General features: G+C 57.0%; 18 protein-coding genes and 1 pseudogene. 7 read left to right on the top strand and 12 right to left on the bottom strand.

Going from position 1 to position 21,678, the window contains the following annotated elements:
* Positions 1-73: 73 nt before the first annotated feature.
* On the bottom strand, positions 74-352 hold the full coding sequence (locus K0H47_RS10140) for a hypothetical protein (protein WP_017477350.1): 279 nt from the start codon (positions 350-352) through the stop codon (positions 74-76).
* A 217-nt stretch (positions 353-569) separates the two neighbouring features.
* On the opposite strand from K0H47_RS10140, the gene K0H47_RS10135 reads away from it, so the two are divergent.
* A complete protein-coding gene (locus tag K0H47_RS10135) occupies positions 570-1,607 on the top strand; it encodes a patatin-like phospholipase family protein (protein WP_063032122.1) in 1,038 nt (345 codons plus the stop codon).
* A 130-nt stretch (positions 1,608-1,737) separates the two neighbouring features.
* Here K0H47_RS10135 and K0H47_RS10130 read toward each other — a convergent pair whose 3' ends face one another.
* The 6 genes from K0H47_RS10130 to kdpF all read right to left on the bottom strand — a co-directional run bounded on the left by K0H47_RS10130 (position 1,738) and on the right by kdpF (position 9,742).
* The gene (locus K0H47_RS10130; protein ID WP_003218747.1) at positions 1,738-2,433 is read right to left on the bottom strand and encodes a response regulator; all 696 of its coding nucleotides are present in this window, start codon (positions 2,431-2,433) and stop codon (positions 1,738-1,740) included.
* A gap of 37 nt (positions 2,434-2,470) precedes the next feature.
* A complete protein-coding gene (locus tag K0H47_RS10125; RefSeq protein WP_219272489.1) occupies positions 2,471-5,122 on the bottom strand; it encodes a sensor histidine kinase KdpD in 2,652 nt (883 codons plus the stop codon).
* 128 nt (positions 5,123-5,250) lie between these two features.
* Positions 5,251-5,796 (bottom strand): potassium-transporting ATPase subunit KdpC, encoded by a 546-nt coding sequence (gene kdpC / locus K0H47_RS10120; protein ID WP_017477346.1) that lies wholly within the window; start codon positions 5,794-5,796, stop codon positions 5,251-5,253.
* A gap of 67 nt (positions 5,797-5,863) precedes the next feature.
* Complete coding sequence (gene kdpB, locus K0H47_RS10115) at positions 5,864-7,921, bottom strand: potassium-transporting ATPase subunit KdpB (protein WP_219272488.1); 2,058 nt, start codon at positions 7,919-7,921, stop codon at positions 5,864-5,866.
* 24 nt (positions 7,922-7,945) lie between these two features.
* Positions 7,946-9,643: a potassium-transporting ATPase subunit KdpA gene (gene kdpA, locus K0H47_RS10110; protein ID WP_218263410.1), complete on the bottom strand. Its 1,698-nt coding sequence runs from the start codon at positions 9,641-9,643 to the stop codon at positions 7,946-7,948.
* A 9-nt stretch (positions 9,644-9,652) separates the two neighbouring features.
* The gene (gene kdpF / locus K0H47_RS10105) at positions 9,653-9,742 is read right to left on the bottom strand and encodes a K(+)-transporting ATPase subunit F (RefSeq protein WP_003218754.1); all 90 of its coding nucleotides are present in this window, start codon (positions 9,740-9,742) and stop codon (positions 9,653-9,655) included.
* 344 nt (positions 9,743-10,086) lie between these two features.
* Here kdpF and eat point away from each other — a divergent pair, with 344 nt between their 5' ends.
* A complete protein-coding gene (gene eat, locus K0H47_RS10100) occupies positions 10,087-11,451 on the top strand; it encodes an ethanolamine permease (protein WP_219272486.1) in 1,365 nt (454 codons plus the stop codon).
* 109 nt (positions 11,452-11,560) lie between these two features.
* Complete coding sequence (locus tag K0H47_RS10095) at positions 11,561-11,728, top strand: DUF2897 family protein (protein ID WP_177026774.1); 168 nt, start codon at positions 11,561-11,563, stop codon at positions 11,726-11,728.
* Positions 11,729-11,733: 5 nt separating this feature from the next.
* Here K0H47_RS10095 and K0H47_RS10090 read toward each other — a convergent pair.
* Both K0H47_RS10090 and K0H47_RS10085 read right to left on the bottom strand, forming a co-directional pair.
* A pseudogene (locus K0H47_RS10090) lies at positions 11,734-12,582 on the bottom strand (urea carboxylase-associated family protein).
* A 14-nt stretch (positions 12,583-12,596) separates the two neighbouring features.
* On the bottom strand, positions 12,597-13,229 hold the full coding sequence (locus K0H47_RS10085; RefSeq protein WP_177026775.1) for a GntR family transcriptional regulator: 633 nt from the start codon (positions 13,227-13,229) through the stop codon (positions 12,597-12,599).
* 142 nt (positions 13,230-13,371) lie between these two features.
* On the opposite strand from K0H47_RS10085, the gene K0H47_RS10080 reads away from it, so the two are divergent.
* The gene (locus K0H47_RS10080; RefSeq protein WP_177026776.1) at positions 13,372-13,950 is read left to right on the top strand and encodes a TetR/AcrR family transcriptional regulator; all 579 of its coding nucleotides are present in this window, start codon (positions 13,372-13,374) and stop codon (positions 13,948-13,950) included.
* Positions 13,951-13,977: 27 nt separating this feature from the next.
* Here the strand turns inward: K0H47_RS10080 and K0H47_RS10075 are convergent, their stop codons facing one another.
* Positions 13,978-14,310, bottom strand: coding sequence for a ComEA family DNA-binding protein (locus K0H47_RS10075; protein ID WP_177026777.1), 333 nt, complete (start codon positions 14,308-14,310; stop codon positions 13,978-13,980).
* Positions 14,311-14,445: 135 nt separating this feature from the next.
* Positions 14,446-16,566 (bottom strand): acyltransferase family protein, encoded by a 2,121-nt coding sequence (locus tag K0H47_RS10070; protein WP_177026778.1) that lies wholly within the window; start codon positions 16,564-16,566, stop codon positions 14,446-14,448.
* Positions 16,567-17,052: 486 nt separating this feature from the next.
* Here K0H47_RS10070 and K0H47_RS10065 point away from each other — a divergent pair, with 486 nt between their 5' ends.
* The 3 genes from K0H47_RS10065 to K0H47_RS10055 all read left to right on the top strand — a co-directional run bounded on the left by K0H47_RS10065 (position 17,053) and on the right by K0H47_RS10055 (position 19,591).
* Positions 17,053-17,799, top strand: coding sequence for an N-acetyltransferase (locus K0H47_RS10065; protein WP_219272485.1), 747 nt, complete (start codon positions 17,053-17,055; stop codon positions 17,797-17,799).
* Between the two features lie 265 nt (positions 17,800-18,064).
* Positions 18,065-18,715, top strand: a complete 651-nt coding sequence (locus K0H47_RS10060) for an acetyltransferase (RefSeq protein ID WP_177026780.1) — start codon at positions 18,065-18,067, stop codon at positions 18,713-18,715.
* A 21-nt stretch (positions 18,716-18,736) separates the two neighbouring features.
* Complete coding sequence (locus K0H47_RS10055; protein WP_177026781.1) at positions 18,737-19,591, top strand: 3-hydroxyacyl-CoA dehydrogenase family protein; 855 nt, start codon at positions 18,737-18,739, stop codon at positions 19,589-19,591.
* Positions 19,592-19,659: 68 nt separating this feature from the next.
* On the opposite strand, the gene K0H47_RS10050 is transcribed toward K0H47_RS10055, so the two are convergent.
* The gene (locus K0H47_RS10050) at positions 19,660-21,654 is read right to left on the bottom strand and encodes a nucleoside-diphosphate sugar epimerase/dehydratase (RefSeq protein WP_177026897.1); all 1,995 of its coding nucleotides are present in this window, start codon (positions 21,652-21,654) and stop codon (positions 19,660-19,662) included.
* Between the last annotated feature and the right edge of the window lie 24 nt (positions 21,655-21,678).

The following is a 21,678-nucleotide window of genomic DNA, read 5'->3' as shown; positions in this document are numbered from 1 at the left end:
GAAGATCGGGCGCCTGCTTGGGCAAACGCCACACAACACTATCGACTACCTTTCCTTGGCACCCTGATCAGGATCAACGTCCTGCGCGCGACTCACGAATATAGAAACGCGCTTTCTCGGCCTTTTCCGAGCAACCTTCAAAGGCTTCGAACTGCTGCTGGGTCTTGGCGCCAGTCAACAACGACAGAGCCTTGGAGTAACTCACAGTACCGGCAAAACCTTCGGCCTTGGCCAGGTCCAGTTCGTGCCACGCAGCGTCCAGTTGCGTGCCGCAGCTGTCGCGATAAGCAGTTTTCCCGGCACAACCGGCCAGGGCCAACACGATCACAGGTACACACATCCAGGCTTTCATCAAATGACACCTCAAGAAAAGAAAAAACAGTCACAGGTGTAGACGTTGCCTACACCGAAAAGTGCCTTATCCGACTGCCTGAATCCGCAGTGCCGATTGCCAGAGCATACCCGAGCCCAATGGCTCGCTCGCGAAAATATTCGGTTGTGACCGTGATGATTGAAGCCCGACCCTCGATGGGTGCATTGTGGGCACCTGTTTTGCGAAGGATCAGGTCATGAAGAAACGTGTTGCATTGGTGCTGGGCTCCGGTGGCGCTCGGGGCTACGCCCATATCGGCGTGATAGAGGAAATCGAAAAACGCGGCTATGACATCGCCTGCATCGCCGGCTGTTCCATGGGTGCGGTGGTGGGTGGGATCTATGCTGCGGGCAAGCTGGACGAGTACCGAAACTGGATCGAAAGCCTCGATTACCTGGACGTACTGCGACTGGTCGACGTGAGCTTTCGCCTGGGGGCGATTCGTGGCGAAAAGGTGTTCGGGCAGATCCGCAAGATCGTCGGCGAGATCAATATCGAAGACCTGCGCATCCCCTACACCGCCGTGGCCACCGACCTCACCAACCAGCAGGAAATCTGGTTCCAGGAAGGCTGCCTGCACCAGGCCATGCGCGCTTCGGCGGCAATTCCCAGCCTGTTCACCCCGGTGATGCAGGGCAACCGCATGCTGGTGGACGGCGGCCTGCTGAACCCGCTGCCGATCGTGCCGGTCGTGTCCAGCCATTGCGACCTGATCATTGCGGTCAACCTCAACTCTACCAACCAGAAGCAGTACAAGCTTCCAGTGATCCAGCGTCCGCCGGCGTTCAGGAGCCGCTTCGATAACCTGGTGCGTTCACTGGGTTCGCACTTGCCGTTTCGGCGCAAGCAGGCCGAGCAGTTGTTGATGCTGGAACAGGAAGCGCTGCTGGCCCAGGCCGCCGATATCAACCCGTGGCTGGACTCTGCCGAACCCGAGGCGCAACAACCGGCGGCGGCACCGGAAAAGGCCGGGGCGCCAAAGTCGGCGACCGGCTCGTTCATCATCGATAACGTGGGACCCGCGTCGCTGCTGGATTTGATCAACCAGAGCTTCGAGGTGATGCAGACGTCATTGGCGCAGTACAAGATCGCCGGGTACCCGCCGGATATTCTGATCAACGTGCCGAAGCGGGTGTGCCGGTTTTTCGAGTTTTACAAAGCGCCGGAGTTGATCGCGCTGGGGCGGGAGATCGCGAGCGATACGCTGGATCGGTATGAGAGTGAGCAACACTGAGTATTTATGAACCGAGCGTTTGTGGCGAGGGAGCTTGCTCCCGTTGGAGTGCGAAGCGCTCCCAGGATTTTGGGGCTGCTGCGCAGCCCAGCGGGAGCAAGCTCCCCTCGCCACAGGTTGAGCTAACGCTTCAGGCCTCGGTGTTCAACAACCGATAGCCCACCCCGGCCTCAGTCACGATAAACCGTGGCTGAGTCGGATCATCTGCCAGTTTCTGGCGCAGATGGCCCACCACAATCCGTAGGTAATGGCTGTCTTCGGTATGGGTCGGGCCCCAGATATCCTTGAGCAGTTGCTGCTGGGTAATCACCCGCCCGGGATGCCGCGCCAGTTGCGCCAGCACTGCATATTCCTTGCGGGTCAGCGCCACTTCGACACCGTCCAGCAGCACCCGCCGATAAGCCAGGTCTACCGTCAGCGGGCCAAACCGCAGTGCCGCTTCCTGGGCCTCCCCCGCCGGCGCCTGGCGCAACAATGCCCGTACCCGCGCAAGAAACTCCTGGATGCCAAACGGCTTGGTCACATAGTCATTGGCGCCGTTATCCAGCGCCTCGACCTTTTGCACTTCACTGGCTCGCACCGACAGCACCAGCACCGGCACCGTGGACCATTCACGAAACTCGCGCAGCACCTGCTGGCCGTCCATGTCCGGCAGGCCGAGGTCGAGCACCAGCAAGTCCGGTTTACTCAAGGCGGCCTGGGCCAGGCCTTCGTTGCCGGTGCCGGCCTCGATCACTTTGTAGCCCTGGGAGGCCAGGCTGATACGCAAGAACTTGCGGATCTGCGGTTCGTCGTCAATGACCAAAATCGTCGCAGTCTGGCTCATGGTGTCCAATCAAAATCCGTGAAAAAAAGAGGGTAGCTCAAGGTTCGCTTTCCAGGCCAGGCTGGGCCTGCAATGGCAGAAATAAAGTGATGCAGGTGCCGCGGCCTTCGATGCCGTCGGCCACGCTGATATGCCCGCCGTGCGCACCGACCATGCCCTGGCAGATCGCCAGGCCGAGACCGGTACCCTGCCCGCCCCGGTCGCCGCGGGCGGCGGTGTAGAACATGTCGAAAATCTTCGCGCGCTCCGCCTCGGGAATACCCGGACCTTCATCGGCAACGGCAAAGAACAATTGATTACCCTGCGCGCCAGCACTGAGTTGCAGGCGGCCTTGGGGCGGTGAGAAGCGTGCAGCGTTTTCCAGTACGTTGACCAGCGCCTGCTCGATCAAGGCCGCATGCACATACAACAACGGTAGTTCGGGCGGCACGTCGGTGGTCACTTGCAGCGGCGCCAGCACCGCACGCAAACGGCCCAGGGAGCTGCCGACGATGTCGCCGGGCGAGACCCAATCCCGCGCCAGCTTCAGGGCGCCGTGGCCCAGGCGGGTCATGTCCAGCAGGTTCTGGATGTAGCGATCCAGGCGCTCGGCTTCATCACGGGTACCTTCCAGCAATTCCCGGCGATCTTCCAGGGGAATCGCCTCGCCGAGGGCCAGCAGGCTGTCAATGCTGCCACGCATGGAGGTCAGCGGTGTGCGCAAATCGTGAGACACGGAAGCCAGCAAGGCGCTGCGCAATTGCTCGGTTTCGCCGTGCAGACGTGCCGCTTCCAGTTCCTGGCCGAGCTGCGCACGGGCCAGGGCCTGGGCCAATGGCTGGCTCAAGGCGGTGAGCAGACGACGGCGTTGGCCGCTCAATTCGAGCCCAGGTTTTGGGCTGACACCCAGCAGGCCCAACGGGCCTTCTTCACCGGACAACGGCCACCACCACCAGCGCCCGAACGGCAAGGTGCCGGTGCCCATGCCGGCCGGTTGATCGTGCTGCCAGGCCCAATCGGCGGCGGCGCGCTCGGCTTCGGTAAAGGTAATTGGGCCACCTGTCTCGACCTTCCAGTCGCCCTGACCATCACGGTTGAGCAGGCACAATTGCAGGTCACTCCAGCCTTCCAGATGATGCGCGGCGGCACTGATCACCGCCTGCCGATCGGTAGCGGCGGTGAGCTTGCGGGACAGGTCGAGCAGCTCGCTGGTTTCTTCCTGGGTGTCACGCAACGCCTGCAACTGCCGACGCTGGCGCGCGGCCAGGTTGCCGGTGAGCGCGGCCATCAGCAGGAAGAACAACAGCGTCAGCACGTCCTCTTCACGCTGGATCGCAAAGGAAAAACTAGGCGGGATAAACAGGAAGTCGTAGGTCAAAAACGAGAGTGCCGCCGTGGCCAGCGCCGGGCCCAGGCTGCTGCGCACCGCCACCAGCAATACCGCCGCGAGGAACACCAGCGAGATATTGGGCAACGGCAGAACGCTCGATACTCCCCACGCCACGGCAGCGGCGATGACCGTCGCGACCACGGCCAGGGCATAGTCAAACCACACCAGCCCACGCACATCCGGCAGGCGTGGCGGAGCCGGCACTTCGTCGCTGTCGAGGACGTTGATTTCCAGGCCCCGGGCATTGCGCAGCAAGCGTGAGGCCAAGCCACCCCCAAACACGGTGCGATGCCAACGCGGCCGGGATTGCCCCACCAGGATCAAGCTGGCACGACGCTCGGCGGCGTGCTGGATCAGTGTCTTCGCCACCTCCCCCGCCCGTAGCAACACCACTTCACCACCAAGACGCTCGGCCAGTTGCTGGGCGTTTTGCAGGCGCAGGCGCGATTGTTCATCCCGCACCCGGCCGTTATCCACATGCACCAGGCTCCACGGCAAATGCCGACGCTGGGCCACACGGCTGGCATGACGCACCAGGCGTTCGGCCTGGGCATCGCCGTCCACACCCACCAGCAACCGGCCACGCACAGCCGGTGCCGCCTGGCCCAACTGGCGATAACCCTGGGCCAGGTCATCGTCGACGTGGGCCGCAGCGGTTTGCATCGCCAGCTCGCGCAAGGCCATGAGGTTGGTCTGGGTGAAGAACGCATCGATGGCGGCACGGGCCTGTTCCGGCACGTAGACCTTGCCGTCACGCAGACGCTCCAGCAATTCGCGCGATGGCAGGTCGATCAGCAGCAGCTCATCGGCTTCCTGCAAGACCCAGTCAGGCAAGGTCTCGCGCACTTGCACGCCGGTGATGCCGCGCACCTGGTCGTTGAGGCTTTCCAGATGCTGGACGTTGACTGTGGTGAATACGTTGATGCCGGCAGAGAGCAATTCCTGAATGTCTTGCCAGCGCTTTTCGTGGCGGCTGCCGGGGGCGTTGCTGTGGGCCAGTTCGTCCACCAGCACCAGTTTGGGCTTGGCGGCGAGCAGGCCGTCGAGGTCCATTTCCTCCAGCATCACGCCGCGGTATTCGGAGCGCAGCAGCGGCTGTTGTGGCAGGCCGCTGAGCAAGGCTTCGGTCTCGGCGCGGCCGTGGGTTTCCACCACGCCGGCGATCAGCCGCACGCCCTGGCGCAGCTGGGTGTGAGCGGCCTGGAGCATGGCGTAGGTCTTGCCCACGCCGGGCGCGGCGCCGAGGAAGACTTTGAGCCGGCCACGGCCGTCCCGGGGTAGATCGGCTAACAGGGCATCGGCGCGGCCGGAGTCGCTCATGCGGGCGGTCTTCCTTCAGGTGTTGATGTGGAGATTGTGATGCCGTCATCGCGGGCAAGCCCGGCTCCCACATTGGAGTGCATTTCCCTGTGGGAGCCGGGCTTGCCCGCGATTGGCGGCGCCACGGCTTACAGTTTTTCCAGGGCCATATTCAGCGCCAGCACGTTCACCACCGGCGGCCCCACCAACGGGCTTTCGATGTGCTCGTCCATCAAACGCTCCAGGGTGGCCACCGGCAGATTACGTGCGGCGGCTACCCGGGCCAGTTGATAGGCAATCGCCTGCGGTGGCAAGTGTGGATCAAGACCGCTGCCGGAGGTAGTCAGCAATGCCATCGGCACTGGGCCCTGGTCTGGCACCAGCAGTTTCTTGGCATCGTCAAATACACGAGTGGCCAGCGCTGGGTTGCTTGGGCCGAGGTTGCTGGCGCTGCTGGAAACCGTAGCAAACGCACCGGCAGATGGCCGCGGGTGGAACCAGCCGTCACCGGTGAAATCCTGGGCGATCAGGCTCGAACCGCGAACCTTGCCGCTGGCATCGTGTACCAGGCTGCCGTTGGCTTGGTCGGGGAATGCGACTTGCGCCACGCCGGTAACAACCAGGGGATAAGCCACGCCGGTGATCAGGGTCATCAACACCAGCAGGCTCAGGGCCGGGCGGATTATGTTGGACATTTCAAATTCCTCAATTCAGTTATTGCAACCTGCAGGCACCGGTTTGCCGGTACCTGCGGGCATCGAGTCAAACCAGGTGCAGCGCGGTCAACAGCATGTCGATCGCCTTGATGCCCACGAACGGCACCACAATCCCGCCCAGGCCGTAGATCAGCAGGTTGCGACGCAGCAACGCCGCCGCACTCGCCGCCTGCACACGCACACCGCGCAGTGCCAGCGGGATCAGCACCACGATGATCAGGGCGTTGAACACGATGGCCGAAAGGATCGCGCTCTGCGGGCTTTGCAGGTGCATCACGTTGAGCACACCCAGTTGCGGGTAGATCGAGGCGAACAGCGCCGGCAGGATCGCGAAGTATTTGGCCACGTCGTTGGCGATAGAGAACGTCGTCAGCGCACCGCGGGTTACCAGCAATTCCTTGCCGATCTGCACCACGTCCAGCAGCTTGGTCGGGTCGCTGTCGAGGTCGACCATATTGGCCGCTTCACGGGCAGCTTGAGTGCCGTCGTTCATTGCCATGCCGACGTCCGCCTGGGCCAGCGCCGGGGCGTCGTTGGCGCCGTCACCGCACATCGCAACCAGGCGACCGTCATTCTGTTCGTGACGAATACGCGCCAGCTTTTTCTCTGGAGTCGCTTCGGCGAGTACGTCATCCACACCGGCTTCAGCGGCAATCGCAGCAGCGGTCAGCGGGTTGTCACCAGTCACCATCACGGTGCGGATCCCCAGCTTGCGCAACTCGGCGAAACGTTCACGAATGCCAGGCTTGACCACGTCCTTGAGGTGAATCGCGCCGAGCAATTTGCCGTCGGCACACACCAGCAAAGGCGTGCCGCCGCTCTGTGCGATCTTGTCGATTTCCCGGGACAGCGCCGGTTGCAGGTCGCGGCGTTGCAGGCCGATAAAGGCCAGCAGCGAATCCACGGCGCCTTTGCGGAACACACGGTCCTGGTAGTCGACGCCGGACAAGCGGGTTTCGGCGCTGAACGGTACCGAGGTCAACTCATCCGTCGACGGCTCGGCTTGCGGGTGCAGGCCGCGCAGGTATTCGACGATGGATTTACCCTCGGCCGTGTCGTCCGCCAGGGACGCCAGCAGCGCGCCTTCGGCCAGTTCCTTGCCGCTGACACCGGGCGCGGCGATCACGTTGGTGCAGCGACGGTTACCAAAGGTGATGGTGCCGGTCTTGTCCAGCAGCAGTACGTGCACGTCCCCCGCCGCTTCCACGGCGCGACCGGATTTGGCGATCACGTTGAGGCGCACCAGGCGGTCCATACCGGCAATACCGATGGCCGACAACAGGCCGCCGATGGTGGTCGGAATCAGCGTGACCAACAGCGCCACCAGGAACACCAGCGGCAGGTTGCCATTGGCGAAGTGGGCGAACGGCTGCAGGGTCACCACCACCAGCAGGAAGATCAGCGTCAGGCCGATCAGCAGGATATCCAACGCGATTTCGTTGGGGGTTTTCTGGCGTTTGGCGCCTTCCACCAGGGCAATCATGCGGTCCAGGGTCGACTCACCCGGGTTGGCGGTGATGCGGATCATCAACCAGTCCGAGACCAGGCGGGTGTTGCCGGTGACGGCCGAGCGGTCGCCGCCGGATTCACGGATGACCGGGGCCGATTCACCGGTGATGGCCGCTTCGTTGACCGCGGCAATACCTTCGATGACTTCGCCGTCACCCGGGATCATTTCCCCGGCGACCACACGTACCACATCGCCTTTACGCAAGCTGGTGGCCGGCACGACTTTGAAGCTGCCGTCGGTTTCCTTGCGGCGGGCGCTGAGGCCCTCGCTGCCCGCCTTGAGGCTGTCGGCACGGGCTTTGCCGCGACCTTCAGCCAAGGCTTCGGCGAAGTTGGCGAACAGCACGGTGAACCACAGCCACACGGCGATTTGCACGGCGACGTAGGTCGGTACGGCAACATCCGGCACGAAGCACAGGATGGTGGTGAGGATAGCGGTCAGTTCGACCACCAGCATCACCGGCGAACGTTGCAGCTGGCGCGGGTCCAGCTTGACGAACGCCTGGACCAGCGCCGGGCGCCACAGGGCCGACATTGCGGTCTTGGCCGGCTCCTGGGTTTTCACCGGAGCCGCGTTTTTTGCAGGCAAGTTCATTTTCATATCCCCTAGGCTCTTCATTTAAAAAGCAGCCATGCTCAAATGTTCAGCGATAGGCCCAAGTGCCAGCGTCGGCAGGAAGGTCAGGCCGCCCACCAGCAAAATGGTCACGGTCAACAGGGTCACAAACAGCGGGCCGTGGGTCGGGAAGCTGTTCTGGCCAATCGGTGCGGTCTTCTTCATCGCCAGGCTGCCGGCCAGGGCCAGTACCGGGAGGATGTAACCGAAGCGACCCAGCAACATCGACAGGCTCAACATCAGGTTGTGGAACGTGGTGTTGGCACTGAAGCCGCCGAACGCCGAACCGTTGTTGGCACTGGCCGAGGTGTAGGCGTACAGCAACTGGCTGAAACCGTGGGGGCCAGGGTTACTGATGGCACCGGCCGGGCCTGGCAGACTGGCGGCGATGGCGCCCAGCACCAGGGTGCCGACCGGCATCACCAGCAAGGTCACGACCAGCAATTGCACTTCCTTGGCCTGGAGTTTCTTGCCGAGGTATTCCGGTGTACGGCCAATCATCAAGCCGGCGAGGAATACCGCGATCAACACGTTAAGCAACATGCCGTACATGCCGGCACCGACGCCGCCGAAGATCACCTCGCCGACCATCATGTTGACCAGCGAGACCATCCCGCTCAGGGGATTGAGGCTGTCTTGCATGCCGTTGACCGAACCGTTGGACGCGGCGGTGGTGGCCACCGACCACAACACGGTACCGGTGGTGCCGAAGCGCGCTTCTTTACCTTCCTGCGGCGCGGCCTGTTCAACCGCCGGGTTGTTCAGCGCCGGGTTGGGCTGGTACTCGGCCCACATCGCAGTCGCACCACCGATGATGAACAAGGCCAGCATGCAACCGAGGATCGCCCGGCTCTGACGCAGGTCTTTCACGTAGTGGCCAAAGGTGAACACCAGCGCGACCGGGATCAGGATGATTGCGCCCAGCTCAAACAGGTTGGCCCAGGCGGTCGGGTCTTCAAATGGATGCGCCGAGTTGACACCGAAGAAACCACCGCCGTTGGTGCCCAATTGCTTGATCGCAATCTGGCTGGCGGCCGGGCCCAGCGGGATCACCTGGTCAACGCCCTGCAGGGTCACAGCGTTCACGTAATGAGCGAAGGTTTGAGGCACACCCTGCCACACCAGGAACAACGCGAGCACCAGGCACAACGGCAACAGGCCGTAGAGGGTGGCGCGGGTCATGTCGACCCAGAAGTTGCCCAAGGTCTTGGTGGATTTGCGACCGATCCCACGGCACAACGCGACCAGGACGGCGAGACCGGTGGCCGCACTGACGAAGTTCTGTACGGTGAGGCCAGCCATCTGGCTGAGGTAGCTCAGGGACGCTTCACCACTGTAGTTCTGCCAGTTGGTGTTGGTCATGAAACTGATGGCGGTGTTGAACGCCAGGGTCCATTCCTGACCCGGCAATTTCTGCGGGTTCAGCGGCAGATAGTCCTGGAACAGCAGGATCGCGAACAGCAGCACGAAACCGGCCAGGTTGAACGCCAGCAACGCCAGCGCATATTTCTGCCAGCTCTGTTCCTGATCTGCATCGACACCCGAGAGGCGATAACAAACGCGCTCGACCGGACCGAACACCGGCGTGAGCCAGGTTCGCTGCCCTTCCATTACCTTGTAGTAGAACCGCCCCAGGGCCGGTGCCGGAATCAGCACCAAGGCAAAGAAGGCGATGATCAGCCAATAGTCATAACTGTGCATAGCCTGCTCCTAGTTCCGATCCGCGCGTAACAGCGCAACCAGCAGATAAATGAACAGCGCCACAGCCAACAGCAGTGACACCCCGTCCAGAACGCTCATGGAAGTTTCTCCGTCGTGCGGCGACTGCCGCGTGTAGGAGGATTGTCCGCAGGAGTGGCGTAAAGGAACGAGAGCGACGGTATGGGTGGGGCGTAAAGACGGCGTAAAGAGTGAGTTTATGCGGGGTTTACAGGGGGTATGCACTTCAAATGTGGGAGCCGGGCTTGCCCGCGATAGCGTCAGACCAGACACCAACGCCCTCATCTGGTGCAGCGCTTGAAATGATTCAAACGCCAAACCGTCCCCTCGGCGACAGTTCGGCGCCTTTACGACATGGCATTGATGAATGGCATGTCCGCTGCAATGCCCTGAAACATTCCAAACCGTTCAGGGAGCGCTACACGATGAACACACAACTCAAACCCACCTTGGGCACCCTGCATTTGTGGGGCATCGCCGTCGGACTGGTGATTTCCGGAGAGTACTTCGGCTGGAGCTACGGCTGGGGCGTGGCAGGGACACTGGGCTTCCTGGTGACCTCATTGATGGTCGCCGCCATGTACACCTGCTTTATATTCAGCTTCACCGAACTGACTACCGCGATTCCTCACGCCGGCGGCCCGTTTGCCTACAGCCGCCGGGCATTTGGCGAAAAAGGCGGATTGATTGCCGGGCTGGCAACGCTGATTGAATTCGTGTTCGCCCCGCCCGCTATCGCCTTGGCCATCGGCGCCTACCTGAATGTGCAGTTCCCGGCCCTCGACCCGAAACACGCGGCCGTCGGGGCCTACATTGTGTTCATGGGCTTGAACATTCTTGGCGTGAAGCTGGCGGCGACCTTTGAACTGGTCGTATGCGTGCTCGCCGTCGCCGAACTGCTGGTGTTCATGGGTGTGGTCGCTCCCGCTTTCAGCTTCAGCCACTTCGCCCTGAATGGCTGGGCCGGCTCCGACACCTTCGGCGCGCCGGCGATTGCCGGAATGTTTGCGGCGATTCCATTTGCCATCTGGTTCTTCCTCGCCATCGAAGGCGCCGCCATGGCCGCCGAAGAAGCGAAAGATCCCAAGCGCACCATTCCAAAGGCCTACATCAGCGGCATCCTCACCTTGGTAATCCTGGCGATGGGCGTGATGTTCTTTGCCGGCGGCGTCGGCGACTGGCGCACCCTGTCGAACATCAACGATCCGCTACCTCAAGCGATGAAAACCGTAGTCGGCGACAGCTCGGGCTGGCTGCACATGCTGGTATGGATCGGCCTGTTCGGCCTGGTGGCCAGCTTCCACGGAATCATCCTCGGTTACTCCCGCCAATTCTTCGCCCTGGCCCGCGCGGGCTACCTGCCCTCTTTCCTGGCCAAACTGTCGCGCTTTCAGACGCCGCACCGGGCAATCATCGCTGGCGGCATCGTTGGTATCGCCGCCATCTACAGCGACGGACTGATCAACCTGGGTGGCATGACCCTGACTGCAGCAATGATCACCATGGCCGTGTTCGGCGCCATCGTCATGTACATCATGAGCATGCTCAGCCTGTTCAAACTGCGCAAAACCGAGCCGCTGCTGGAACGCACCTTCCGCGCACCGGGTTATCCCATCGTGCCGGGGATCGCGCTGGTACTGGCCGTGGTGTGCCTGGTGGCGATGGCGTGGTTCAACACGCTGATCGGCCTGATCTTCCTGGGCTTCATGGTAGTGGGGTTCGTGTACTTCCAACTGACCGCGCAAGACCGCGCCGATGCGCCGGCAGATGCGATGTTGACCGGGCTTTAAGGTTACCGGGGCAGAACGGGCCTACAATGAACTACTAAGAAAGCCCGTAACTCAAAGCAGCTATTACCGTGGGGAAATCCCCACGGTTTGCTGCCTCAAGGAGAGCCCTATGCCGTGGTATGCCTGGTTGATATTAGTGGTCGCGATCGGTTCGATCGTCGGTGGTTTGCTGATGCTGCGAGACAGCGCCAACAAGGTTGAAATGACCGATGAACAACGCAAGCGCGTGGCAGAGCGAAATGCCCAAGCGGATGCCAAGGATGCGCAGGATCGCTAACCGCATTATTCCCAATCCGCCTTGGCAATGTGTAGACCGTGCTGCCCCTTGTAGGCAGCACGCTCAGGCTGGCTCGAGCCACTCAGCAATTCATCCTCCAAGCGATAGATCTCAACGCCTAACCGGGCGACATACCGTCAGAGGGTCTTGTGCGTCAGGCCCCCACATCGGCAGCGACAAATCCACACCGGGGCATGTCGACAGTGCGCACAGCAAATCAATCTCTGCAAAAAACTCCAGATAGTCGCCCTTCTGTGCCGGGCAAGCCTTCATGAAATACATGTCGTCGTGATTAAGGCCGGTGCACCAAAAAATATTCAGCACTTCATGCACGTCGAATTCGGTCAGGTCGTGAGGCAGCACGGCGCGGGTCAGGTTCGAGTGACAGTGATGATGAAAGTCTTCGCCGGTCAGCCTGCGGTTTACATAAGGATCGCAGCACGTGCCGAGTAAATCGTGCAGGCGCCCGCCGTGCTCATCGATGCCGTAGCCAGCCAGGCTGTCATCAGTAATAGGCACCAAAGGTCACAGGAATGGCAGGTTCGACCACAGCCGGTCCGCATGCTGACATCTGCGCCTTGCAGTTGCCGCGTGCGCGCCGCCCACAGGCGCTCACGCGGATCATCGGCGCTCCACACGTTGAAGTCGCCGACTTGTGGGCCAACAGGAGTTGTGACACGGAACACATGCCCAGCAGGCACTTTCCACGCCCTGCCTGTACTAATCGGCGCCTCGAACTGTTCGATCAACGTGCATTGATCAGCACGATCGCGAATGCGTTCGTAGAACGCCGTGTCGACTTGCAACGCCTTACCTTTGCTGACTTGGTAAGCGGGGGGGTAGTCTTTGTACATCAGCGAATCCTCCATCAAGGGTGATCAAACAAAGCCAGGGACAGGCGCTCAGAGTCGTGCAGATAGAGGCTCATCGCCTCCTGTGCCGCGCGCTTGTCAGCGTAGCCCAGCAACGCGTACATCTCGCGATCACGCTCCAACCACGGCGACTGGAAACGTTGCTCATCAGGCGCGCCGCAAAACACCAGGCGTAACTGAGCAATCACCTGGGCGAAAAACTCATCAAGTAACGGGCTGCGCAACAATCCAACAATATGCAGATGAAACACCAGACTGTGAGTTGCCACGGCGCGCCAGTCCTCACGCTCACGGGCCAGCGAGGTTGCCTCGATGGCGTTTTGCATGCATGCGGCTGATCGTTCTGTCAAATCGCCACTTTGAGCGATAGCCTGCAACTCCAGGGTGCGGCGTACGACGAACAAGTCACGGACGTCGTCGCGCTCAAGCCGACGAACCATCACGCCTTTGTTAACTACATAGCGGGAAAGCCCTTCCTGGCCCAAACGGTGCAACGCTTCGCGGATGGTATTTCGCGATGCGTTATAGGCCTTGACCAGATCCACCTCGACCAGCACCATGCCCGGTAACAGCCGCCCGCCAATGATGTCGGCACGTAGCTCCAAGGCAATGTGATCGGCTATAGACAACTGAGCGTCATTACTACCTCACGATTGTTGAACAATCACTGAACTGAATTTGATCACTTTTCATGCCAATGCTGTTGGTTGCCCTTGATGGGTAAAAGTGCTCGACTCCGTTAACATACGGGCTCGTCCACGAGGCAGCCCCATGCGTTACTCATCAGACCATAAAGCCCAAACGCACCAACGCATCATCAAAGAAGCGTCCATGCGCTTTCGTCGCGATGGTATCGGCGCCTCCGGCCTTCAGACACTAATGAAGGCACTGAACCTGACGCATGGCGGCTTTTATGCGCATTTCAAATCCAAGGATGAGTTGGTGGAAAAGGCTCTGCTGGCCGCCGCCGCCCAACTGGATGCACATTGCGAAATGTTGTTCAGGCAAGAGCAACCGCTGGGCGCATTTATAGACAGCTACTTGTCTGAATGGCACCTGACTTCGCCAGGCGTGGGCTGCCCGCTACCGACCATGTGTTCGGAACTGGGCCTGAGGGGACAGCAAAGTCCTACTACTGATGCAGTGCTTGGGACGCGGTTAACGCAGATCGAGACAGCCCTGGGAAGCGTGAATGCCGATGAGCAAAGCCTGGTAATCATGTCGACACTCGTGGGAGCACTGGTACTGGCAAGGAGTGTCCAAAGTACGGAGTTGGCGACACGTATCATCGATGTGGTGAGCACCCATTTGAAAGCGCAGGTTTCAGAAGATAAAAAGGCCGGTCAATGACCGGCCCTCTTGGCTATTCTCGCGTCATCAGTTGATGATCAACCTGTCGCGGTTTTTCTCCAGCAGCGCCTTGCCGATACCCTTCACCTCCAACAACTCATCCACCGCAGTGAAAGGGCCATTACTTTCACGGTAGGCGATGATCGCTTGGGCTTTGGCGGCACCAATACCGAACAAGTCTCGACGCAAGGTTTCGGCGTCGGCTGCGTTGAGATTGACCTTGGCGGATTGCTCGACCTTGGTCATTTGAGCCGCAATCGGGGCCGGGGCCTCAGTTTTGGCACTGGGTGCAGCGGTGGTAGCCAGCGAGATACAGGCAAGAACAGCAAAAGCAACGGATGAGAAACACGTTTTATGCATAGTGACGCTCCATAACATCAATGAAGGAAAAGCAGCTTTTCCAGAGCTGCTTCCCAAACTTAGATGATGTTGAGCGAGAGTCAAAAATGACTGAGTTACAGAGTGTAATTACCTTTATTCAGCAAATACACTCTGTCACTCATAGCCCATCTTTAAAGGATCAAATTTTTGACTATTAAACGCCCGGTGTAACTTGCTCATCACCAAGGGCGCGAGCGCACTCCTGGATAAAAACACTGAAGCGATAGAGGTTAAGTGACCGTAGTCAAACGTCACTAAACCCTGCTTAGGATCTGCGCCTAAATAGGTCAAGCATCCTGTATTGTCACAGAATACGTCACGAGCAGAAAGGTAATCAAACCCACTCTGTCCGTTACCATAAAGCTGTTTAAGAGACTCATCAGCTTCTCGAACCTCCGGCGCAAAATGAGCATTGATTCTGCGTGGGGGTTCCGGCCAATACTGACGAACGATGAGTTGGTAAAGCGGTCGCTCGTAGCGAGGTACAGGCCCCACGACAATTAAATTGGTAACACCATAGCTCTTTAGCTGTCTTGCCAACGCTTTTAAGTCATTTGACTGATCCAGCCCAGCGAACTGAGCGATGATCACGACCGCAGGCATTTTTTCCTTTATAACGTTTAAGGCAAGCGCATTGGACTTTTCACAATTTTTCGCCCTGGGATAATCAGGATTTGGCAAGTAAGCCATGCAGCCGGACGTCGCAACTTGCAAGATCGAAATGTCACTTGGAAGTTCTTCACGAAGCCCATGATAAAGTTGTTGAGCGTGAGAGTCGCCCCAAATCATGACGGACGTATCAGTCTGTGGTGTATAACACGCGTCCGCGATACGCTCTACAGGATCGTTGGTGGGATGACCTGCCCGATAGCTATCGAAGTTGAAGAAATCGCACTCCAGGCGGTATGTCTTTGCAAGGCCATGCTTGACCACGTAAGCCTGCTCAGGCCACGAATTCTCAAAGTACTGCGCAAAGGCTTCGCGTTCAGGCATTCGCTCAGGCAGGCCATTTTTTACAAAAACAGTAAACCCCGCCGCGCCCATGGCTATGCCGAGCAGTAACAGAATTGCGCTGCTTTTTCTTAAGGGCGGCCCTGATCGAAATGGCTTTTCTATGAATAGAAAGGTCGCGACCGCAAGAAGAATACTTAACAAAACCGCTGCCAGAACCCATCCAGCCGCGGGTGCATCCACATTAATGATTTTCAGAAAAGTAAGAATCGGCCAATGCCACAGGTAAAGGGGATAACTGATCAATCCCAACCAGACCATCGGTCGAAGCGAGAACAGGCTGCGATTCAACCACGCGTGCGGGCCTGCGAGGATAATGAGTGCTGCCCCCAAAACCGGCGCAACAGCGCTTGCACCCGGAAAAGGCAGACCTTTATGAATAGTGCAAAGCGCGCCGATCAGCAGTAAAAAACCAGAAACCGCCGTTGCACTACGAACCCATACTGCGAGACGCTCAGCCAAATGGCTTCTGAACCCACATGACGCCAAGGCCCTCGTCAGTGTGACTCGGTTATATAAGCTTTCATAAGCGAGCAACGTACCGATCAGCAGTTCCCATGCCCGCCCGAACGGTAAATAGAACGCCGCTGAGGGTTCGCTTTTGACATCGCTGACATTAAGACCAAAAGACAGTAATACGCAGACAATCAATACGTAAAGCGCGACGCGTCTGACCTTCCACACGCACAAGGCCAGCATAGGAAAAAACAAGTAAAACTGTTCTTCTATACCGAGCGACCACAAATGTAACAGCGGTTTTAACTCGGAAGCCGTGTCAAAATACCCTGACTCCTGGAACAGGATAATATTTTGAATGAACGCAATACCCGCCGCGATGTGTTTTCCGATAAACTTAAACTCCACAGCCATCAACAAGAACCAACCGGCGATAAAGCAGGCAAGCATCATGATGATCAGCGCCGGAAAAATCCGTCTGATTCGACGAACATAAAACTCAACAAAGCTAAAACATCCCTTATCCAGGCTTTTAAAGATGATACTGGAAATCAGGTAACCCGAAATAACAAAAAAAATATCCACGCCTATGAAGCCGCCTTTCAGCGCAACAGGGAACGCATGAAATATAACAACGGCCAGTACCGCAAGAGCGCGGAGCCCATCAATATCCGGACGATAATCAATGTGCCGATTGTGTTGATGTAAGGACCGCTCTTTCATAGGGGGGGGCGTCATCTTAATTTTGGTCTTTTTATCAAAATCCAACTAATATTCTCAATTCCATACTCAACCATTGCAAATGGTCCAAGCTGGACTCCAAGAATAGGCCTATATTACGTACCGACAAAGGATGACTCAATGAATATTACCGTCCGTTCTGCAATCTCTGGGCGCTCATCCGAATCGGCCCAGATATACACCTGTAACGTCCCTTTCGCACTCGACGCGACGAGCCATCGACACCCGACCGCACATGATGAAACGCCCTCACTCCCATCGCCCGCCCAACGGCTGCGAAAATGTCACGCAAGCAAAAAAAGCAGGAGACCAGGCAGTTAGCACTCAAGCGGCCGCTCATCCTGTACGCAATCAGCACAAACGATTCAATACCCCCTCACGGATTACGGCGCCAGCGCTTCATCTCGCCCGACTATTTAGATACTATGTTTTTCCGTCAGACGTCAGCTTAGCCGCACTCGTACTCCTGCGATAAAGACGCTCTTGCCACCTTATCTGCCAGCGGAAAACTTTATGATACATGCAACCGCAATTATTGATCCCGATGCAAAAATTGGCAGCAATGTAAAAATCGGCCCCTACAGTATCGTGCATAAAAACGTCACCATTGGCGACGACACAGAGATTGGTGCCTACTGCGAAATCGGTTTGCCAACGAAACTGGCAAATGGACGTCCATTGATGATTGGAAAGGCTTCCATCATTCGTTCTCACTGTGTGTTTTACGAAGGGTCTTCGTTTGGTGACAACCTCACGACAGGCCACAGAGTTACAATCAGAGAACTGACCACTGCCGGGGCGGGCTTCCAGATAGGGACACTTGGCGATATACAAGGTCATTGTGAAATTGGCGACTACGTAAAATGCCATAGCAATGTTCACATCGGACAGCATTCAACGATCGAAAACTACGTATGGATCTTCCCCTATGTTGTGTTAACCAACGACCCTCACCCGCCGAGCGAAATAATGTCTGGCGTTAAGATCGAAGAGTTTTCGGTCATAGCAACAATGTCAGTCATCCTGCCTGGCGTCACGGTCAAAAGAGGGGCATTAGTCGGTGCGCACAGCTCGGTGAGCCGAGATGTCACGCAAGATACGGTAGTCGCCGGGTCCCCTGCGAAGCTGATTTGCAGCACTAGCAAAATTAAGCTGAAAGATGGCTCAGGGAACAGCGCATACCCTTGGCGCAGGCACTTCCATCGCGGCTATCCAGAAGACGTCGTGGCCGAGTGGATTAAAGAGTTTTCTGAGCAGTAAACCTACTGATAGGGCGTGCGCCTCTGACTGAATCTCTGGCCTCCCGAACGCACGTTCTCCTGAAAATCACCCACCAGAATAACGGCCAGGGCGTATCTCGCCATCATTAAGCCACCACCTAAAAAGTGGCACCACAAGCGGCTGGGAAACCAGCCCGAGCGCCCTCAGCCAAACTGTAAAACTCTGATCCTGACACTGGCAGTATTCACCTGTAGAATCGCGTGAGCCAACGTCAACCCTGATTAAGCTTAAGGACCAGCTGAAGATGAAAATTTATGCAATCGTAGGGGCCGGCGGGTTTGGTAGAGAGGTCGCCCCCCTAGTCACTCAAATGACTGAAATCACCGCCTGCGATGATTTCAAAATTTTATTCGTGGATGACCATTCTCAAGACAAGGCTATTAACGGTTATGCCGTGGTTGATACCGACACCTTTCTGAAAATGGACGGCGATAAATTTTTCAACATTACAATCGCCAACAGCAAAACCAGACAATCCATCGCCGAGCGGCTCATAGAACTGGGTGTAAAGCCGTTTTCGATATCAGCGTCGAACACAATTAATCTGAGTCATAACAGTATCGGTGAGGGTGCTGTTTTTTGCCCTTTTACTACTATCACTTCCAATGCGACCATTGGTAAATTCTTTCACGCTAACCTCTACTCGTACATTGCGCATGACTGTGTGATCGGCGACTACGTGACGTTTGCCCCCAATGTGCAGTGCAATGGAAGCGTTGTGATAGAAAATCATGCTTATATCGGCACTGGCGCGATGATTCGACAGGGCACACCGGAAAGGCCGATCGTAATCGGTGAAGGTGCTATTGTCGGCATGGGTTCGGTCGTGACAAAAAGTGTCGCCCCGTACACCACCGTATTTGGAAATCCTGCAAAACCATTGCGGTCTGCCTAAGCGTTAAGGAATATAGTTGATATGAAAGAAGTCAAGGTTGCCGTTATCGGCTCAGGAACGATGGGAAAGGGGATCGTCCAAGTACTGGCGCAATCCGATGCAACTGCCTCTATCGTCTGGATTGGCCGTTCTCAATCAGGCAGTGAAGAAGCATTTGAAAACCTGAACGCTCTCTGGGAGCGTATGGTTAATAAAAAAAGATTAGCGGCAGAAGATGTTTTGAAGTTTTCTCAGAAAATTCGGACAGCTCACCACTATGAAGCACTCAAAAATTGCGACTTAATTATTGAGGCTGTTTCCGAGGACATGTCGATCAAACACGGTATATTCCGTGACATCGCACTGTATGCGGACACAACATCGCTAATAGCTTCAAATACCTCATCGCTATCGATTACTGAGTTAGCTAGCCTTACTAAAAACCCAGAAAATGTCATAGGCCTGCATTTCTTCAACCCTGCTCCGGTCATGAAGCTTGTTGAAGTTATCGTCGGACTCTCTACCTCTAAAGAAACCGAAACCTGGGCGTTCAATTTCGCTAAAAGCTTGGGGAAAGAGCCGGTGCTGGTTAACGAAGCTCCAGGATTCATCGTCAACAGAATGTTGATCCCGATGATCAATGAAGCCATCGGAATTCTCGCAGAGGGTGTCGCCAGCGCCGAAGAGATCGACAAGGCCATGAAACTTGGCGCGAATCACCCTATTGGACCTCTTGCCTTGGCAGACCTGATCGGAAATGACGTCAACCTTTCGATTATGGAGACCCTGCACAACGAGACAGGCGATCCAAAGTATAGGGCCCATCCTTTATTGAGGAAGATGGTCAGGGCAAACAAACTGGGGAGAAAGACCCACTCTGGGTTTTACGATTACTAAAAAAAACCGGACTATCGTAATAGTCCGGTTTTTTCTATCCTTGGGTTATGTAGTGATACTCTATAACATCAAGGCTCCAGGCGGCGCTGCTGATAAATCCAGTCAACAATTTCACCATCAGGTGTATAACCATTGACGGTGTCTCGCAGCAACTGCCGAACACGAGCGTAGTCATCCTGATCTACCGCCGAAATCAGCTCTGTCAGCTTGACCTTAAGAACATCCCACGCAATGTGATCTTCATTGGCGCTCATGATCATCGGGTGCTGTGTGGCCACGACGTTATTGCCTATCAGCAGCTCCTCGTACAGTTTTTCTCCTGGCCGCAGACCGGTGTACTCAATCGCGATATCGCCATGGGGATTCTTTTCAGTGCGCAAACTCAACCCGGATAAATGAATCATCTTCTCGGCCAGCTCGACGATTCTAACCGGCTCACCCATGTCCAACACAAACACATCCCCGCCCTGCCCCATCGACCCAGCTTGGATGACCAACTGGGCGGCTTCAGGAATAGTCATGAAGTAACGGGTGATTTTCGGATGAGTAACGGTGAGGGGGCCGCCCGATTTAATTTGCTTGTGAAAGAGTGGAATCACGGAGCCGGAAGACCCAAGGACATTGCCAAAACGAACCATGGTGAAGCGCGTTTTATTAACCCGCAGGATATTTGCCTTATCACCAAACAAGGTCGGCGCCAGTTCACGGCTAAGGGCTTGTAATGTCAACTCGGCCAATCGCTTGGTGCTGCCCATCACATTGGTCGGGCGAACAGCCTTGTCAGTGGAGATCAATACGAAGTTTGAGACACCCGCCTGCAGCGCTGCCTGGGCGGTATTCAATGTACCGATCACATTATTCATCACCCCTTCGGCAATGTTGTGTTCGACCATCGGTACATGTTTATAAGCTGCAGCATGATAAACCGTGTAGACATGCCAGGCTTTCATGATATCCAGCAACTTATCCTGATTACGAACAGAGCCCAATATCGGCAACAGGCGCACAGCAAGGGATTCACGGGCAATACGCTGCTCAAGCTCGGACAAGATACTGTAGAGGTTGAACTCACTGTGCTCAAACAGTAACAACGTGGTGGGGCGAAGCGCTAAAATCTGACGGCATAGTTCCGAACCGATGGACCCACCCGCCCCGGTCACCAGTACACACTGATCTTTGATGCAGCGCTCCAGCAACTCATCCTGCGCAGGCACAGCATCGCGCCCAAGCAAGTCGGCGATGTCTACTTCCTGGATATCATCAACTTTAACTCGCCCACTGGCCAAGTCCATAAACCCTGGCACACTTCGCACGTGCAGCGGAAAACACTCGAGAAACCCTAAAATTTCCCGGCGACGCGCTCGATTTGACGAAGGAATCGCCAAGAGAATTTCCTGCGCGCCGGTGGCATCAATCATCCGCTGAATATGTTTAGGCTTATAGACCTGCAGGCCGGAGATTACCCGATCAGAAATACTGCTGTCGTCGTCAATAAATGCGACAGGCCGCATGACACGCCCCATGCGCAACGCCGCTACCAACTGGTTACCCGCAGCACCTGCGCCGTATATGGCTACGCGTGGCAGGCCATCTTCACGGTTCGTAAACGGCACGTGCTGGGCCGCAGCAAACCAGTCGCCCAGGAAATACTGACGCATTGCCAGGCGCAAACCGCCCACCATGATCAGACTGAGCCACCAATAGTTGAAGATAATTGAACGCGGCACCACGCTCTGATGGTTGCTGTACCAATAAACAACAAAACCCAGAATCAATGATGAAAGGCTGACGGCCTTGACGATGGCGATAAGGGCATCATTGCCGAAGTAGCGCATTACCGCCCGATACATTCCAAAGCGAATGAACAACGGAATAGCAATGACGGGAGCACATATGAACAACCACAGATGAAGCTTGACCGGATTGGTCATCTCATCCATTCCCAGCCGAACGACAAACGCCAACCACAGCGCGGCCCAGACCAGAATAACATCTGTAGCCACCTGCAGAATGCGTTTCTGCCGACGTGGAAGACTCAACAAATACGTTCGTATGCTATCCATATATACCTTGAACACCTCTCCGGT

This window comes from Pseudomonas sp. Xaverov 83, from assembly GCF_019352905.1.
In the GTDB taxonomy this organism is placed as follows: Bacteria; Pseudomonadota; Gammaproteobacteria; order Pseudomonadales; family Pseudomonadaceae; genus Aquipseudomonas; species Aquipseudomonas yamanorum.
The sequence above is the reverse complement of the archived record's forward strand: the minus strand, read 5'-3'. Positions and strand labels throughout refer to the sequence as shown.

What these genes read in the sequence shown, in the direction of transcription:
- K0H47_RS10140 (WP_017477350.1), bottom strand. Translation starts at nt 352, where the DNA reads ATGAAAGCCTGGATGTGTGTACCTGTGATCGTGTTGGCCCTGGCCGGT.
- K0H47_RS10135 (WP_063032122.1), top strand. Translation starts at nt 570, where the DNA reads ATGAAGAAACGTGTTGCATTGGTGCTGGGCTCCGGTGGCGCTCGGGGC.
- K0H47_RS10130 (WP_003218747.1), bottom strand. Translation starts at nt 2,433, where the DNA reads ATGAGCCAGACTGCGACGATTTTGGTCATTGACGACGAACCGCAGATC.
- K0H47_RS10125 (WP_219272489.1), bottom strand. Translation starts at nt 5,122, where the DNA reads ATGAGCGACTCCGGCCGCGCCGATGCCCTGTTAGCCGATCTACCCCGG.
- kdpC (WP_017477346.1), bottom strand. Translation starts at nt 5,796, where the DNA reads ATGTCCAACATAATCCGCCCGGCCCTGAGCCTGCTGGTGTTGATGACC.
- kdpB (WP_219272488.1), bottom strand. Translation starts at nt 7,921, where the DNA reads ATGAACTTGCCTGCAAAAAACGCGGCTCCGGTGAAAACCCAGGAGCCG.
- kdpA (WP_218263410.1), bottom strand. Translation starts at nt 9,643, where the DNA reads ATGCACAGTTATGACTATTGGCTGATCATCGCCTTCTTTGCCTTGGTG.
- kdpF (WP_003218754.1), bottom strand. Translation starts at nt 9,742, where the DNA reads ATGAGCGTTCTGGACGGGGTGTCACTGCTGTTGGCTGTGGCGCTGTTC.
- eat (WP_219272486.1), top strand. Translation starts at nt 10,087, where the DNA reads ATGAACACACAACTCAAACCCACCTTGGGCACCCTGCATTTGTGGGGC.
- K0H47_RS10095 (WP_177026774.1), top strand. Translation starts at nt 11,561, where the DNA reads ATGCCGTGGTATGCCTGGTTGATATTAGTGGTCGCGATCGGTTCGATC.
- K0H47_RS10080 (WP_177026776.1), top strand. Translation starts at nt 13,372, where the DNA reads ATGCGTTACTCATCAGACCATAAAGCCCAAACGCACCAACGCATCATC.
- K0H47_RS10075 (WP_177026777.1), bottom strand. Translation starts at nt 14,310, where the DNA reads ATGCATAAAACGTGTTTCTCATCCGTTGCTTTTGCTGTTCTTGCCTGT.
- K0H47_RS10065 (WP_219272485.1), top strand. Translation starts at nt 17,053, where the DNA reads ATGATACATGCAACCGCAATTATTGATCCCGATGCAAAAATTGGCAGC.
- K0H47_RS10060 (WP_177026780.1), top strand. Translation starts at nt 18,065, where the DNA reads ATGAAAATTTATGCAATCGTAGGGGCCGGCGGGTTTGGTAGAGAGGTC.
- K0H47_RS10055 (WP_177026781.1), top strand. Translation starts at nt 18,737, where the DNA reads ATGAAAGAAGTCAAGGTTGCCGTTATCGGCTCAGGAACGATGGGAAAG.
- K0H47_RS10050 (WP_177026897.1), bottom strand. Translation starts at nt 21,654, where the DNA reads ATGGATAGCATACGAACGTATTTGTTGAGTCTTCCACGTCGGCAGAAA.